13 protein-coding genes are annotated in these 16,073 nt (G+C 72.9%); 6 read left to right on the top strand and 7 right to left on the bottom strand.

The window, feature by feature from the left end; translation table 11 throughout:
- The first annotated feature begins 100 nt into the window (after positions 1-100).
- Genes AC3ANM_RS02220 through AC3ANM_RS02195 form a run of 6 tightly spaced genes read left to right on the top strand, consistent with a single transcriptional unit; the run spans position 101 to position 5,602 of the window.
- The gene (locus tag AC3ANM_RS02220; protein WP_488286506.1) at positions 101-1,306 is read left to right on the top strand and encodes a substrate-binding domain-containing protein; all 1,206 of its coding nucleotides are present in this window, start codon (positions 101-103) and stop codon (positions 1,304-1,306) included.
- Positions 1,303-2,046, top strand: coding sequence for an ABC transporter ATP-binding protein (locus AC3ANM_RS02215; RefSeq protein WP_488286505.1), 744 nt, complete (start codon positions 1,303-1,305; stop codon positions 2,044-2,046). The genes AC3ANM_RS02220 and AC3ANM_RS02215 overlap by 4 nt, the downstream gene beginning before the upstream one ends.
- A complete protein-coding gene (locus AC3ANM_RS02210; RefSeq protein ID WP_488286504.1) occupies positions 2,043-2,777 on the top strand; it encodes an ABC transporter ATP-binding protein in 735 nt (244 codons plus the stop codon). Before AC3ANM_RS02215 ends, AC3ANM_RS02210 begins: the two co-directional genes overlap by 4 nt.
- Positions 2,774-3,646, top strand: coding sequence for a branched-chain amino acid ABC transporter permease (locus AC3ANM_RS02205; protein WP_488286503.1), 873 nt, complete (start codon positions 2,774-2,776; stop codon positions 3,644-3,646). The genes AC3ANM_RS02210 and AC3ANM_RS02205 overlap by 4 nt, the downstream gene beginning before the upstream one ends.
- The gene (locus AC3ANM_RS02200) at positions 3,643-4,662 is read left to right on the top strand and encodes a branched-chain amino acid ABC transporter permease (RefSeq protein WP_488286502.1); all 1,020 of its coding nucleotides are present in this window, start codon (positions 3,643-3,645) and stop codon (positions 4,660-4,662) included. Before AC3ANM_RS02205 ends, AC3ANM_RS02200 begins: the two co-directional genes overlap by 4 nt.
- A complete protein-coding gene (locus AC3ANM_RS02195) occupies positions 4,655-5,602 on the top strand; it encodes an alpha/beta fold hydrolase (protein ID WP_488286501.1) in 948 nt (315 codons plus the stop codon). Before AC3ANM_RS02200 ends, AC3ANM_RS02195 begins: the two co-directional genes overlap by 8 nt.
- Here AC3ANM_RS02195 and AC3ANM_RS02190 read toward each other — a convergent pair.
- From AC3ANM_RS02190 to AC3ANM_RS02160, 7 genes are all read right to left on the bottom strand, one after another.
- Positions 5,586-7,445, bottom strand: coding sequence for a helix-turn-helix domain-containing protein (locus tag AC3ANM_RS02190; protein WP_488286500.1), 1,860 nt, complete (start codon positions 7,443-7,445; stop codon positions 5,586-5,588). The genes AC3ANM_RS02195 and AC3ANM_RS02190 overlap by 17 nt on opposite strands.
- A gap of 109 nt (positions 7,446-7,554) precedes the next feature.
- Positions 7,555-8,907, bottom strand: a complete 1,353-nt coding sequence (locus AC3ANM_RS02185; protein ID WP_488286499.1) for an MFS transporter — start codon at positions 8,905-8,907, stop codon at positions 7,555-7,557.
- A 120-nt stretch (positions 8,908-9,027) separates the two neighbouring features.
- A complete protein-coding gene (locus tag AC3ANM_RS02180) occupies positions 9,028-9,810 on the bottom strand; it encodes a 3-hydroxybutyrate dehydrogenase (RefSeq protein WP_488286498.1) in 783 nt (260 codons plus the stop codon).
- 109 nt (positions 9,811-9,919) lie between these two features.
- Positions 9,920-11,449, bottom strand: coding sequence for a helix-turn-helix domain-containing protein (locus tag AC3ANM_RS02175; RefSeq protein ID WP_488286497.1), 1,530 nt, complete (start codon positions 11,447-11,449; stop codon positions 9,920-9,922).
- Between the two features lie 154 nt (positions 11,450-11,603).
- Positions 11,604-12,566, bottom strand: coding sequence for a hypothetical protein (locus AC3ANM_RS02170; RefSeq protein ID WP_488286496.1), 963 nt, complete (start codon positions 12,564-12,566; stop codon positions 11,604-11,606).
- Between the two features lie 156 nt (positions 12,567-12,722).
- On the bottom strand, positions 12,723-14,846 hold the full coding sequence (locus tag AC3ANM_RS02165; RefSeq protein WP_488286495.1) for a 3-hydroxyacyl-CoA dehydrogenase NAD-binding domain-containing protein: 2,124 nt from the start codon (positions 14,844-14,846) through the stop codon (positions 12,723-12,725).
- A complete protein-coding gene (locus tag AC3ANM_RS02160; RefSeq protein ID WP_488286494.1) occupies positions 14,846-16,063 on the bottom strand; it encodes a thiolase family protein in 1,218 nt (405 codons plus the stop codon). Before AC3ANM_RS02160 ends, AC3ANM_RS02165 begins: the two co-directional genes overlap by 1 nt.
- Between the last annotated feature and the right edge of the window lie 10 nt (positions 16,064-16,073).

Here is a 16,073-nt window from a genome sequence, read left to right as displayed (position 1 = left end):
ACGGGCCCGCCGCCCCTCCCGTAGTTTCGCCGCTCAGGTGGCCGGCTGACGGCCGCGGCAAGGGTGCCGCGGAGCACCGGCCCGCGGTGGGGAGGAACGCATGTCGAAGCGATGGGCTCTCGCCCTGGCTGGTGCCCTCGTGGGCGTGAGCGTCGGGGCCTGCGGGGCGCCCGGAGCGCCCGGCGCCGCCGGTGGTGACGCGAGCAGCGGTGGCGCCGGCGCGGCATACAAGGTCGGGCTGGTCTACTCCAAGACCGGGCCCCTGGCGACCTACGGCGCGCAGTACCTCGCGGGGTTCAACGCGGGGCTGGACTACGCGACCAAGGGGACCGACAAGGTCAACGGGCACACCATCGAGGTCAGCCAGAGCGACGACGCCGGCGACCCGGCCAAGGCCGTCTCGGCCGCGACCGACCTGATCGGCAAGGGCACCAAGGTGATTGCCGGGTCGACCTCCTCCGGAGTGGCCCTGCAGGTGGCGCCGCTGGCGGCGGACAACAAGGTGCTGTTCATCTCCGGGCCGGCCGCGACCGACGCCATCACCGGGGTCAACAAGTACACCTTCCGCTCCGGGCGCGAGACCTACCAGGACGTGATGACCGCGGGGACGATGATCGGCGACGTCAAGGGCAAGAAGGTCACGGTGCTCGCCCAGGACAGCGCCTTCGGCAAGGCCAACATCGCCGGTGTCACGGCCATCCTCGGCAAGGAGGGGGCCACCGTGACCTCCGTGGCGGTGCCGGCCGCGGCGACCGACTTCACGCCCTTCGCCACGAGCGTCAAGGCGCACAAGCCCGACCTGCTCTTCGTCGCCTGGGCCGGCGCCAACGCCACCCAGATGTGGCAGACCCTCGCCCAGCAGGGCGTGTTCGACAGCACGAAGGTCGTCACCGGCCTGGACGTCAAGCCGAGCTTCGCGACCTTCGGGCCCGTCGCCGACAAGATCAGCTTCCTGTCGCACTTCTTCGACGGCGCCACGTCCACCCCGGCCTACCAGGCGCTGGACGCGGGGCTGAAGAAGCAGGGGCAGACGGTGGACCTGTTCACCAACGACGGCTTCGTGGCCGCCCAGATGGTGGTGCGTGCGCTCGGCCAGGGCGGCGGCGACGTCGACAAGATGGTCGGCGCGCTCGAGGGCTGGTCCTTCCAGGGGCCCAAGGGCGACCTGACCATCCGCGCCGCGGACCATGCGGTGCTCCAGCCGATGTTCACGGCCAAGCTGGTCAAGGACGGCACCGGGTGGAAGCCCCAGCTGGTCAGCACCGTGGCCGCCGACAAGGTGGCGCCGCCGGTCGCGGCCAAGTGACGGCCATCGCGGCGCAGGGCGTCTCGTGGCAGGTCGGCGGCGCGCGCATCCTCGACGACGTCAGCCTGGAGGTCGCCCCCGGTGAGCTGCTCGGGGTCATCGGCCCCAACGGCGCCGGGAAGTCCAGCCTGGTCAACGTCCTCTCCGGGGTGCGGCGGCCCACCGCGGGGCGGGTCCTGCTGGACGGCGACGACGTGACGCGCAGCCGCCCGGCGGCCCGCGCCCGCAAGGGCCTGGCGCGCACGTTCCAGACCTCGGCGCTCTTCGACGGGCTGAGCGCCGTCGAGAACGTGCGGCTGGCGGTGCAGGCCCGCGGGTCCGCACCGCTCAGCCCGTGGCGCCGCGCGCGCTCGGCCGACGCCGCCTCCGCGGCGACGGAGGCCCTGGACCGCGTCGGTATGACGGGCCGTCACGACACGCGGGCCCGAGACCTCTCCCACGGCGACCGGCGCAAGCTCGAGCTCGCCGTCGCCCTGGCCGGCCGCCCCGCGGCGCTCCTGCTCGACGAGCCGATGGCCGGGGTCTCCGCCGAGGACGTCGACGGCCTCAGCGAGATCATCGGCGCCGTCCGCGACAGCGGCGTGGCCGTGGTGATGGTCGAGCACCACATGCACGTGGTGCTCGGCCTCGCCGACCGGGTGGCCGTCGTGCACCACGGCCAGGTGCTGGCCACCGGCGGCCCCGCGGAGGTCACCGCCGACCCCCGCGTCCAGGAGGCCTACCTCGGGGAGGCGCTGTGAGCGCGGCGCCGGTGCTGCGGGTCCAGGACCTGCACGTGCGCCTGGGCGGGTCGCACATCCTGCAGGGGGTGACGTTCGACGTGCCGCCCACCGGCGTCACGGCCGTCCTGGGCCGCAACGGGGTCGGCAAGACCACGACGCTCAAGGCGCTCATCGGGCTCGTCCCGCGGCAGGGCGCCATCGAGCTCGAGGGTGCCGACGTCACGGGCTGGTCCACGGCGCGCACGGTCCGCTCCGGGGTGGGCTACGTGCCGGAGAACCGCGAGGTGTTCGCCGGCCTGACCGTCGAGGAGAACCTGCGCCTCGTCGGCGGCGACACGGGCACCGACGCGCCGATCGTCCAGGAGCTCTTCCCCGACCTCGTCACGCGCCGCGCCCAGCGCGCCGGCACGCTCTCCGGCGGGCAGCAGCAGATGGTCGCCCTGGCGCGGGTCCTGTTGCGCGACAACAGGTTGCTGCTCATCGACGAGCCGACCAAGGGCCTGGCGCCCAAGCTGGTGACCGAGGTCGCCGACGTGCTGGCACGCATCGCGCGGACCGTGCCGATCCTGCTCGTCGAGCAGAACCTGCCGCTGGTGCGGCGCATCGCCGACACGGTCGTGGTCCTCGATGCCGGCACGGTCGTGCACCGCGGGACGGCGGCCGGGCTCGTCGCCGACACCGCCAGGACCACCGAGCTGCTCGGCGTCGCGCTGCGGCAGCCGGCCACGACCGGAGGGGACCGAGCATGAGCACGGCGATCCTGCTGCTCGCCACCGGTCTGGGGCTGGGGGCGCTGTACTTCCTCGCCGCCTCGGGGCTGAGCCTGATCTACGGTCTCATGGGAGTGCTCAACTTCGCCCACGGCGCCTTCATGGTGGCCGGGGCCTACACCGCGTGGTGGGTGGGCAGCCACCTGCCCTCCGGGATACCTCTCGGCTGGCGGCTGGTGCTCGCCACGGTCGTCGCGTCGCTGGCCGGGGCCCTCATCGGGGTGCTGGTCGAGACGGTGCTGATCCGCCCCCTCTATCGCCGGCACATCCAGCAGGTGCTCGTCACCGTCGGGCTCAGCCTGGCCGCCATCGCCCTGGTCGAGGGGGTCTGGGGGGCCGACGCCCGGCCGCTGGCCCGCACGTCGTGGCTGTCCGGCACCACCAGCCTGCTCGGCGCCCGCGTGCCGCACGACCGGTTCCTCGTGACCGGCCTGGCGCTGGCGCTCTTCCTCGCCCTGAAGGCCCTGCTGCGCTTGACCCGGCTGGGCCTGGTCATCCGCGCCGGGGTGGAGAACCGGTCCATGGTCGAGGCCCTCGGCATCGAGGTGCGCCGCACCTTCACCGTCGTCTTCGCCATCGGCGGGGCCGCAGCCGCTCTGGCAGGCGTGGTCAACGGGCTCTACGCCGGCAGCGTCGCGCCGGGCCAGGGCGCCTCGCTGCTGATCTTCGCGTTCATCGGCGGCATGGGCTCGCTGACCGGCACCGCGGTCGCGGCAGTGGCGGTCGGGCTGGTGCAGCAGCTGGCCAACTACTACGCGGCCTCAGGAGTCGGTGACCTGTCGGTCGTGCTCGTCCTCGCGGTCGTGCTGCTCGCCCGCCCCCGCACGCTGGAAGGAGCGCCGGCATGAGGCGCCTGCGACACGGCATACCGCTGCTGGTCCTGCTCGTCCTGGCCTGGCTGCCCTACGTGCCCGCCGACCTGCCCGGGCTGCTGCCGGGCCGGGTCAACGGTCCGGGGTCGATGCAGCTGCTGGCCCTGTGCCTTGTCATGGCCGGGATCGCGCTCAGCTACGACGTGCTCTTCGGCCGCGCCGGGCTGCTCTCCTTCGGGCACGCGCTGTTCGTGGCGACGGGCAGCTACGTCACCGCGATCGGCATGCAAGCGTGGGGGCTTGCCCTCCTGCCCGCGGCCGCACTCGCGCTGCTGACCGGGCTCGTGCTGGCCCTGCTCACCGGCTCGATCGCGTTGCGGGTCAACGGCATCGCGTTCGCCATGGTCACCCTCGCCTTCGCCCAGGCGGCCTCGATCCTCATCCTGCGCGACCCGGGCTCGGTCACCGGGGGAGAGGAGGGGCTGCCGCTGGACCGCGCCGGCACCCCCGCGCTGTTCACCGGCGTGGCCAACGCGCCCTACCGCTACTGGCTCGCGCTGGCGTTCCTGGCCGTGGCGTGGGGCGCGGTGACGTGGCTGTCCCACACCCGGGCCGGCCACCTGTGGGCGGCCGTGCGCGAGAACGAGCTGCGCACCGGCGTCCTGGGGGTGTCGACCTACCGCGTGCGGCTGCAGGCGCTGGTCGCCGGCTCGGTGCTCGGCACCCTCGGCGGCATCGTGCACCTGGTGGTGCTCGGCGGGGCGACGGCGCACCTGACCACGACCGAGTTCACCCTGTCGCTGCTGGTCATGGTCGTCCTCGGGGGCGCCGGCAGCCGGTGGGGTGCCGTGCTCGGCGGGTTCCTCTACACCTGGGCCGACGCACGCCTGGTCGACGTGTCCGGCCTGCCGATGGTGCAGCAGCTGCCGTCGGTGCTGCGCACCCCGCTCTCCCAGCCGCTGTTCATCCTCGGTGTGCTGTTCGTCCTGGTGGTCTACTACGCACCGGGTGGCCTGACCGGCCTCCGGCGAGGAAGGGAGCAACATGCCTGAGGACACACCGCAGTTCCGCATCGACCGGCCGGGAGGCTCGCTCGGGGTCCACGACCTGACCCTGTCCCCGGGCGAGCTGGGGCCGGATGCGCCACTGGTGGTGGCGCTGCACGGCATCACCGCCAACGCGCTCTCCTGGCGCCTGGTCGCCGACGCCCTCGACGCCCGGCTCGGCCCCGGCGGCGTGCGCGTCGTGGCGCCGGACCTGCGCGGCCGTGCCTGCAGCCGTGAGGTGTCCGGGCCCTGGGGGATGTCGGCGCACGTCGCGGACGTCGTGGCCGTCGCCGATGCCTTCGGGGCTCGCCGGGTGGTGCTGCTGGGCCACTCGATGGGGGCGTTCGTCTCCGCGCTCACCGCGGCCCGCCACCCCGACCGCGTCTCGGCCATGGTCCTGGTCGACGGAGGCCTGTCCCTGCCGGTGCCCGCCGAGACCGACATCGACGCGGCGCTGACCGCCGTCATCGGCCCGGCGATGCAGCGGCTCTCGATGCGCTTCGCCGACGAGCAGGCCTACCTCGACTTCTGGGCGCCGCACCCGGCCATGGCCTCGGTCCTGGCGGACCCGGCGGCGGCCGCGACGCTGCGGGCCTACCTGCGCCACGACCTGGTCGCCGACGGTGGCGAGGTCATCAGCTCCTGCATGGTCGACGCGATCCGTGCGGACGGGCGCGACCTGCTCAGCGACCCGGAGGTCCAGGACGCGGTGCGCTCCGCCGTCGGCGCCGGCGTCAGCACCGAGCTGCTCTGGGCCGAGCGGGGCCTCATGGACGAGCCTCAGGGCCTGTATGACGAGGCGCGCCTCGCGGCCATGCAGGTGCCGGACGCGGTGCGGGTCAGCAAGGTGGCGGACGTCAACCACTACTCGGTCATCCTCGGCGACCGCGGTGTCACGGCCGTCGTGGATGCCGTGCAGCGGCAGGTGGTCAGCCAGCCCGCATGAGCCGGCGCAGGCGCAGCGCCAGCTGCAGCTCGAGCACGTTCTCGGGCTGCTGCCAGTCGGGCCCGAGCAGCGAGGCCACCCGCTCCAGGCGCTGCGCCACCGTGTTGACGTGGACGTGCAGCGAGCCCGCGGCGTGCCGCGGGCTCGCGCCGGCGGCGAAGTAGGACTCCAGGGTCCGGACCAGCTCGGTGCCCCGCTGCTCGTCGTAGTCGGTGACCGGTCCCAGCACCCGCTGGACGTAGGACGCCACGTCGGGCTCCGACCCGACCACGAGCCCGGCGAACCCGAGGGCGGCGGCGGACGCACCGGTGCCGCGCCGCCCGAGGGCGAGCAGGGCGCCGGCGGTGCGCTGCGCCTCCGCGTGCGCGACGGGCAGGTCCGTGGCCGCGTGCGCCGGCCCGGCCGCGCCGACCGTGACGGGTGCGCCCCGCGAGAGCCGGGAGGCCAGCTGCTCGGCGGCCTGGTCGGGGTCGCGGCCCGGCACCACCGCGACGACGTCGCCGTCGTGCTCGCCGACGATGCTGCCCGACCCTGCGGCGCCCTGGGCCGACAGGACCAGGGCACGGCGGGACTCGCCCTCCCGCCCCTTGAGCACCAGGACGCAGTGCGGCCGGGTCAGGTCCAGGCCGTGCGCCCGGGCCCGGGTGTGCCGCGTGGCGGCCTCGCCGCGCCCGCTCACGAGGTCCGAGACCAGGTCGGTGACCACGCGCAGCTCGGCGTCGACCGCGGCGCGGGCGAACAGCTGGACGAGCGCGGTCACCACCCCGGCGCGCTCGAGGGTGCGCTGGTCGGCGTCGTCGAGGACGTCGCCCACCCCGCCGACCACGAGCGTCCCGAGCCGTTCGTGGGCCGCGGCCACGCTGACCGCCCACGTGCCGTCCTGCTCGGCGAGCCGGCCGGAGGCGTGCGTCGCGCGGACAGCCGGGCGAAGGGTCAGCGGGTCGGGGCAGCCTGGGTCCGCCCCGGCGGGGACGCCCGCGCCCGCCGCGCCGATGCGGGTGCCCTCGGCGTCGAGCAGGACCGCCCACCCGCCGAGCAGCTCCACCAGCGAGGCGGTGATGTCGTCGACTCCGCCGCCCTGGAGCACCAGCTCGGCGAACCGGTCGTGCGCCGCCGCGGCCCGCTCGACGCCGGCGACGTGGCGCCCGGCGGTGCGGTGCGCCTCGGAGAGCGCGGCCAGCGCCTCGGCGGTCTCCGCCGCGGCACGGGTCTTGACGATGGACACGGCCGCCAGCGCCGCCAGCGAGCCGAGCAGCGCGACCTCGTCGTGGCTGAACGGCCGGGGCGAGCGGTTGGCGGCGAACAGCACGCCCACGAACTCGTCCTCCACCAGCAGCGGGGTGCCGCAGATCGCGACCAGGCCCTCGTCGCCGACGGCGCTGTCGATCGTGCGGGTGTGGTGGAAGCGCTGGTCGGCGGGGTAGTCCGCGGTCCAGTAGGGCATGTGGGTGGAGGCCACGAGCCCGCCGAGGCCGGCGCCCAGGCTGAGCCGGACGGTCTGGAACTCGGCCGAGACCGAGCCGTCGGTCGCCCGCATGTAGGTGTCGCCGAGCTCCGCGTCATACAGGGTCAGGTAGGCGACGTCGGTCTGCAGGAGCGCGCGGGCCCGGCGCACGATGGCCTCGAGCACGAGGGCCGGGTCGCGCAGCGAGGCCAGGTCCCGCGCGGTGTCGACGAGGGCGGACAGCTCGGCCTCGCGACGGCGCCGGTCGTCGAACGCGGCCCGGATGCGCAGCGCCAGGGCCCGGGCCTCGGGGGCCTCGACGGCCGAGAGCTCGGCGGAGCTCGCCCCCGCGGCGAGCAGCCGCAGCAGGGTGAGGGCGGGGTCGGGGGCAGGGGACATCGTCACGATCCTAGGCAGGCCCCTGACACGCACCGAGCAGCGACGCCAGGCGCCGCTGCTCGGTCCGCAGGGGGAGGAGCCACAGGGGAGGCTCCGGGTCAGGTGCCGGTCAGGCGATCTCGCCCTTGGTGATGGTGGCGAGGTCGCGCTCCCGGGTCTCGCGGTAGCTGAGCACCGCGATGACCGAGATGGCGGCGCAGATCGCGACGTAGACCGCGATCGCGCTGCCGGAGTGGTAGCGCTGCAGCAGGTTCACGGCGATGATCGGGGCCAGGCCACCGGCGATGATCGAGGCCAGCTGGTAGCCGATGGACACGCCGGAGTAGCGGACCTTGGTGCCGAACAGCTCGGCGAAGAACGCCGACTGCGGGCCGTACATCGCGCCGTGGAAGAGCAGGCCGACGACGACCGCGACCAGGGCCAGGGCGAAGTTCTTCGTGTTGAGCAGGGCGAAGAACGCGAAGGCCCACACGCCGACGCCGACGGCGCCGATGAGGTAGACCGGGCGGCGCCCGATCCGGTCCGAGAGCGCGCCCCACATCGGGATGGTGACGAAGTGGATCGCCGCCGCGATGAGGACGGCGTTGAGCGCGAACGTCTTCGGCAGCTTGAGCTGCTCCACGACGTAGGTCGTGATGACGATGGTGAAGATGTAGTACGCGACGTTCTCGGCCATGCGGGCGCCCATCGCGGTGAGGATCTCGCGGGGGTAGCGGCGCACGACGTCCAGAAGCGGCAGCTTGTCGGCGACACCCTCGGTCGCGCGGGCCTCGGCCCGGTCGCGAGCAGCCTTGAACAGCGGGGACTCCTCGACCTGCAGCCGGACCCACAGGCCGACGACGACCAGGACGGCCGAGAGCAGGAACGGGATGCGCCAGCCCCACGAGAGGAAGTCGGCGTCGCTCTGGAAGACGGCCAGGAAGGCCAGGACGCCATTGGCGATCAGCTGACCGGCGGGGGCGCCGGCCTGCGGCCACGAGGCCCAGAAGCCGCGGCTGCGGGGCTCGCCGTGCTCGGAGACGATGAGCACCGCGCCACCCCACTCGCCGCCGAGGGCGAAGCCCTGGATGCAGCGCAGCACGGTCAGCAGCACCGGCGCGAGGGCGCCGACCTGGGCGTGGCTGGGCAGCAGGCCGATCGCGAAGGTCGCGACGCCCATCATCAGCAGGGAGAAGACGAGCAGCTTCTTGCGCCCGAGCTTGTCACCGAAGTGGCCGAAGACGAGGCCACCGAGGGGCCGGAAGACGAAGCCGATCCAGTAGGTCGCGAAGCTCAGCAGCGTGGCCTGCAGCGGGTCCTTGGTGTCGGGGAAGAACACGTGCGGGAAGACCGCGGCCGCGGCGACGCCGTAGAGGAAGAAGTCGTACCACTCGACGGTGGTCCCAATGAGGCTGGCTCCGACGATGCGCGCGATCGGGGATCTGCGCCCCGTCGACTGCTCCGGTGCGAGGGTGCTCGCCATGCTGGCTCCTGGTGTGGGGTGGGGTGGTTGGTGCAGTGATGCAGGGTGGTGCTGTTGGTGCGGTGGTGCGGGTATGCCGTGTGGCCGGGTCCGCGGGGGATGCCGGCCACACGGGGTCTGTCAGTGCGCGGTCCAGCCGCCGTCCATCGTGTAGGCGGCGCCGGTGATCGAGGCGGACGAGGGACCGCAGAGGAAGGCCACGAGGTCGGCGACCTCCTCGGGCTCGATCAGCCGCTTCACCGCGACGGGGGCGAGCATGACCTCGTTCACGACCTCCGACTCCGGGATCCCGTGGGCGGCCGCCTGGTCGGCGATCTGCTTCTCCACCAAGGGGGTCCGGACGTAGGCAGGGTTGACGCAGTTGCTGGTGACGCCGTGCTCGGCGCCCTCGAGGGCGACGACCTTGGACAGGCCCTCGAGGCCGTGCTTGGCGCTGACGTAGGCCGACTTGTATGCGCTGGCGCGCAGGCCGTGCGCGCTGGAGACGTTGACGACGCGACCCCAGCCGCCGGCATACATGTGGGGGAGCACGTGCCGGATGAGGCGGAAGGGGGACTGCAGCATCAGCCGCAGGATGAGGTCGAAGCGATCGGTGGGGAAGTCCTCGATCGGCGCGACGTGCTGCACCCCGGCGTTGTTGACGAGGATGTCCACGTCGGCCGGCAGGGCCGCGGTGAGGCCGTCGAGGTCGGACAGGTCGCAGGCCACCGGCTCGACCGCGGACAGCCCGGCGAAGCGCTTCAGGCCGGCTTCGTCGAGGTCGACGGCGACGACGGAGGCCCCGGCGGCGGCGAGACGCTCGACGCAGGCCGCGCCGATGCCGCTGGCGGCGCCGGTCACGAGGGCCTTGCGCCCGGTCAGCGGGCGGTCAGCGGGGGTGGAGGACGGGAGGTCGTGCGACATGAGGCCCGAGGCTAGGACCACGCACCCCGGGCATGTGGTGTGTGCCGGCCACACAGTTCTCCCGGGGGCTGTGTGGCCGGCACATCACGGCTCGGCGGCCAGGGCCGCCTCAGATGTCGCGGAAGGTCTCGATCGTCGCGCCGAGGGCGTTGAGGCGCTCGGCGAGCTCCTCGTAGCCGCGGTTGATGACGTAGACGTTGCGCAGCACCGAGGTGCCCGGGGCGGCCAGCATGGCCAGCAGGATGACCACGGCCGGGCGCAGAGCCGGCGGGCAGATGACCTCGGTGGCGCGCCAGCGGGTCGGGCCCTCGATCATCACGCGGTGCGGGTCGAGCAGCTGCACCTTCGCGCCGACCTTGGTCAGCTCGGTGAGGTAGATGGCGCGGTTCTCGTAGACCCAGTCGTGGATCATCGTCGTGCCCTGCGCGCACGCCGCGATGATCGCGAAGAACGGCAGGTTGTCGATGTTCAGGCCCGGGAACGGCATCGGGTGGATCTTGTCCGTCGGCGCGACCAGCGGGCCGGGGATCGTGGTGAGGTCGACCAGGCGGGTGTGCCCGTTGGCCGAGCGGTACTCCTCGCTGATGTCGTACTTCATCCCCATCAGCTCGAGCTGGGCGAGCTCGATCTCGAGGAACTCGATCGGCACCCGCTTGATGGTGATCTCGGACTCGGTCACCACGGCGGCGGCCAGCAGGCTCATCGCCTCGATCGGGTCCTCCGAGGGGGAGTACTCGACGTCGACGTCGATCTCGCGGCGGCCGTGGACGGTCAGCGTGGTGCTGCCGATGCCCTCGATCCGCACGCCGAGCTTCTCGAGGAAGAAGCACAGGTCCTGGACCATGTAGTTGGGGGACGCGTTGCGGATGACCGTCACGCCCTCGTGGCGCGCGGCCGCCAGCAGGGCGTTCTCGGTGACCGTGTCGCCGCGCTCGGTGAGCACGATGGGCTTGGTCGGCGCGACGTCGGTGTCGACCCTGGCGTCGTAGTAGCCGCTGTGGGCGGTGACGTTCAGGCCGAACGGGCGCAGCGCGCTCATGTGCGGCTCGACCGTGCGCGTGCCGAGGTCGCAGCCGCCGGCATACGGCAGCTGGAACTCGGGGTGCTCGTGCAGCAGCGGCCCGAGGAACATGATCACGGTGCGGGTGCGGCGGGCGGCGTCCACGTCGATGCCGGCCAGGTCGAGCTGGGCCGGCGGCACGAGCTCGAGGTCGTTGCTCTCGGGCAGCCATCGCGCCTTGACGCCGATGCTGGTGAGCACCTCGAGGATGCGGTTGACCTCCTCGATGCGGGCGAGGTTGCGCAGGGTCGTGCGGCCGCGGTTGAGCAGCGACGCGCACAGCAGCGCGACGGCGGCGTTCTTGCTGGTCTTGACGTCGATGGCGCCGGACAGCTTGGTGCCGCCGACGATGCGCAGGTGCTGTGCCCCGGAGTGCCCCAGGGACACGAACTCGGAGTCCAGACACTCGCCGATGCGGGCAAGCATCTCAAGACTGAGATTCTGCTTGCCCTGTTCGATCCGGGCCACGGCGCTCTGGCTGGTGCCGAGCGCGAGAGCAAGCTCGTTCTGCGTCATGCTCTTGTGGCGACGGGCGTCTCGAATGAGAGTGCCGATCCGGGCCAGGTAGTCCTCGGTCATGAACCGAGTGTAGATCACATGTGAGATACGGACGAGTGGCCAGTGCTCTCGTGACTCCGGCGAGCAAACCACCCGAGTGCGCCCACGTCAACGCCGGGGGCAGGTGGCGCCCCGCCTCGGCGGCGCTGTGCCGGCCGTGTGGTGGGGGCCGCCCTCAGCCTCGCGCGGGGAGGGGCAGGGTGCCCGCGGTGGGGTCCGCCCCGGAGCGGAGGGCGGTGTAGAAGGACGTGAGCGGTGCCAAGCCCGGCGGGGCGACGACGACCATGCCCCGGACGTCGATGCACAGCGCCGCGGCGTCCAGGTCGGCCCCCCAGAGCCGAGCCGTCCTGCCCTCGAGGGACATCAGGTGCCGCTCGTCGCGGGCCACCACGAGGCAGTCGAGCCGGCCGACCGGGGAGTCGGTTTGTGCCACCCCCAGCGGGGCGCCGGCCCTCGCGGGCGGCATCGCCTCCGGCCCGGATTCCTGCAGCGCCATGCGGGTGACCGCCTCCATCCAGGCCAGCTGGGTCGTGATCTCGAGGCCGGGTGAGTCGGGCCCGTTGGCGAGGGGGAGCCGCAGGCAGGAGCCGGCCCTGCGGGAGCAGATGGTGGCGGGTCGGCGGTCGACCACGCCCAAACCCTGCTGGGCCACGGGAACGGGCGGCAGATGCACCTCCAGGTCCCACGCACCCCGTTGACCCACCCGCAGCCGTGTCTGTCCGCGGTGGTGGGCCAGGGTGACCCCCGTCCCGAGCTCCATCGTCCAGTCACGGCCCAGCACGGTCCGGGTCCGCCGGCTCATCGTGGCCACGACGCCTGTGCTCGCCCGGCGGATGCCGGTGAGCACGGGGTGCCACGCCGACCACGCCTGCGCCGGGGCGCTGACCGGTGCCCACGGGTCGGCCGCCGCGCCGTGAGCCGGGCGGTCGGTTGCGGGGGCCGGTGTCACCGTCGCCGTGCCCGTCGACGTGCCCGTCACGGTGATCGTGCGGGTGCCCGGTGTGGGGGTGCCGCTCGACGTCACGGGGCCGCCCGGCGCGGTGGGCGCCCCCGGCCCGGTCAGCGCCACGTGGCCGCAGGCGGCCGTCAGCAGCGCGAGGGCGAGCGGCGCGGCGCGGCGGGCGCGATGGGCGGGCATGCGGGCACGCTGCCACGCGGGGGCCAGGTCCGGTGGGCACTCGCGGCAGGTCCAGCCGTTCGGCTGATGCCGGCCCCCCGGGGTGCGGAGGCCGTCCGGACAGCCGCGTGGCCGGCATACCTGCTCGGTATGCCGGCCACGCGGGTGGTGCGGGGGTCAGGCCGGGACGCTGGCCACTCCCGCGGGCAGGAACCGCTGCCCGGTGACCGACTCGGCGACGCCGCTGCGGTCCAGCAGCGGGGTCAGCCCGCCGTTCCAGAACGAGAACCCGGCGCCGGTGATCATGGCCAGGTCGATGTCCTGCGGCGCGGAGGCCACGCCCTCGTCGAGCATCCGGCGGGCCTCGTCGGCGAGGACGCCCAGGACGCGCTCGCGGACCTCCTCGGTGGTGAGCACGACCGGGTCGGCCGGCTTCTCGAAGAGCGCCTCGACCTCGGGGTCGACGACCGGCTTGCCCTCGGGCCAGATGTAGATCGCCGGCTTCTTCGCCGCGACGACGCGGCGCAGGTTCTCTGAGACGTAGAAGCGGTCGGGGAACGCCCGGGCCAGCGTCTCGTTGTTGTGCAACGCGATCGCCGGGCCGACCAGGCCCAGCAGGATGAACGGCGGCATCGGGGCCAGGCCGGCGAAGGCGCGGTCGGCGACCTCGATCGGGGTGCCCTCGTCGACGACCTTGGCGACCTCGCCCATGAAGCGGCCCAGGAGACGGTTGACGATGAAGGACGGGGAGTCCTTGACCAGGATCGTCGTCTTCTTCAGCGCCTTGCCGGTCGCGAACGCCGTGGCCAGGGTCGCCTCGTCGGTGGCCTCGCCCTTGACGATCTCCAGCAGCGGCATGACCGCCACCGGGTTGAAGAAGTGGAAGCCGACGACGCGCTCGGGGTGCTTGAGGTCCGCGGCCATCTCGGTGATCGACAGCGAGGAGGTGTTGGTCGCGAGGACGGCCTCGGGGGAGACGACGGCCTCCACCTCGGCGAACACCTGCTTCTTGACCGAGATCTCCTCGAAGACGGCCTCGATGACGAACTCGGCGTCGGCGAAGCCCTCCTTGCTCGTCGCGCCGGTGATGAGCGCCTTGAGCCGGTTGGCCTTGTCCTGGCCGATGCGGCCCTTGGCGAGCAGCTTGTCGACCTCGGCGTGCACGTAGCCCACGCCCTTGTCGACCCGCTCCTGGTCCAGGTCGGTCATGACGACCGGCACCTCGAGGCGCTGGATGAACAGCAGCGCCAGCTGGCTGGCCATCAGGCCGGCGCCGACGATGCCGACCTTGGTGACCTTGCGGGCCAGGGACTTGTCGGGGGCTCCGGCCGGACGCTTGGCGCGGCGCTGGGTCAGGTCGAAGGAGTACAGCCCGGCGCGCAGCTCCTCCCCCATGATCAGGTCGGCCAGTGCCTCGTCCTCGGCGGCGAAGGCCTGGTCACGGGTGGCGGTGCGGGCCTGCGAGACCAGCTCGAGGGCGCGGTACGGCGCCGGGGCGGCGCCGCCGGTCTTGAGGTCGGCAAAGCCCTTGGCGCCGGCGACGGCCGCGGCCCACGCCTGCTCGTCGCGGTCGATCTCGGCCCGCTGCACCGTGAGCTTGCCGGTGATGACGTCGGCGGCCCATGCGAGGGAGTCCTCGAGGAAGGTGACCGGCTCGAACATCGCGTCGGCGACCCCGAGCTCGAAGGCCTGCGGGCCCTTGAGCATGCGGTTCATGTTCAGGGAGTTCTCGACGATGACCTTGAGGGCCTTCTGCACGCCGATGAGGTTGGGCAGCTTGAAGCAGCCGCCCCAGCCGGGCACGAGGCCCAGGAAGCACTCGGGCAGGGCGAAGATCGGCACGCCGGAGGAGATCGTCCGGTAGGTGCAGGCCAGGCCGATCTCCACGCCGCCGCCGAGCGCCGCGCCGTTGGTGAACGCGAACGAGGGCACCGGCAGGTCCTCGAGCTTGGCGAGGGTCTCGTGGCCGAGGCGGCCGATGAGCAGCGCCTGCTCGCGGTCGGTGAGGTGGCTGACGCCCTTGAGGTCGGCGCCGACGGCGAAGATGAACGGCTTGCCGGTGACGCCCACGCCGACGATCTCGCCGGCCTCGGCGCGCACCTTCAGCGTGTCCAGGGCCTTCGACAGGCCGACCAGGGTGGCCGGGCCGAGGGTGCTGGGCTTGGTGTGGTCGAAGCCGTTGTCGAGGGTGATCAGGGCGAACGTGCCGGCGCCGCCGGGCAGTTCGACGTCCCGGACCCGCGTGTGGGTGATGACCTCGTCGGGGAAGATCGCGGAGAAGTCGGTCTCGGTGGCAGTCATCAGGCTGCGTCCTCCTTGCCGTAGTCGGCGTGGTGCGGGTTCTCCCAGATGACGGAGCCGCCCATGCCGATGCCGATGCACATGGCGGTCAGGCCGTAGCGGACCTCGGGGTGCTGCTCGAACTGGCGGGCCAGCTGGGTCATCAGGCGCACGCCGGAGCTGGCGAGCGGGTGGCCGGTGGCGATGGCGCCGCCGTACTGGTTGACGCGCGGGTCGTCGTCGGCGATGCCGAAGTGCTCGAGGAAGGCGAGCACCTGCACGGCGAACGCCTCGTTGAGCTCGAACAGGCCGATGTCCTCGATGGTCAGGCCGGCCTGCTTGAGGGCCTTCTCGGTGGCCGGGACCGGGCCGATGCCCATGACCTCGGGGTCGACGCCGACGAAGGAGTAGCCGACCAGACGCATCCGCACCGGCAGGCCGAGCTCCTGGGCCGCCTGCTCGGAGGCCAGGATGCACGCGGTCGCGCCGTCGTTGAGGCCGGCGCTGTTGCCGGCGGTGACCCGCCCGTGCGGGCGGAACGGCGTCTTCAGGCCGGTGAGGTTGTCGATCGTCGTGCCGGGGCGCAGCGGCTCGTCCTGGGTGGCCAGGCCCCAGCCCAGCTCCTCGTGGCGCGTGGCGACGGGGACCAGGTCGGGCTGGATCTGGTTGTTGGCGTAGGCCTTCTCCAGCTTGTTCTGGCTGCCCACGGCGAACGCGTCCGAGCGCTCCTTGGTCAGCGTGGGGAACCGGTCGTGCAGGTTCTCCGCGGTGGAGCCCATGACCAGCGCCGAGGGGTCGACGATCTTCTCGGCGACGATGCGCGGGTTGGGGTCGACGCCCTCGCCCATCGGGTGGCGGCCCATGTGCTCGACACCGCCGGCGATGGCGACCTCGTAGGAGCCGAACGCGATGCTCGAGGCCGTGTTGGTCACCGCCGTCATGGCGCCGGCGCACATGCGGTCGACGGAGTAGCCGGGGGTGGTCTTGGGCAGGCCGGACAGCAGGGCGGCGACGCGCCCGATGGTCAGGCCCTGGTCACCGATCTGCGTGGTGGCGGCGATGGCCACCTCCTCCACGCGCTCCGGCGGGAGGTCGGGGTTGCGGCGCAGGAGCTCGCGGATGCAGTGGATGACGAGGTCGTCGGCGCGCGTCTGGGCGTAGATGCCCTTCTCGCCGGCCTTGCCGAACGGCGTACGGACGCCATCGACGAAGACGACCTCACGCAGAGTGCGGGGCACGGGTGCCTCC

The organism is Oryzihumus sp. JJN4-3R, from assembly GCF_057747915.1.
Note: the sequence above shows the minus strand (reverse complement) of the source record. Positions and strands in the feature narration are given on the sequence as shown.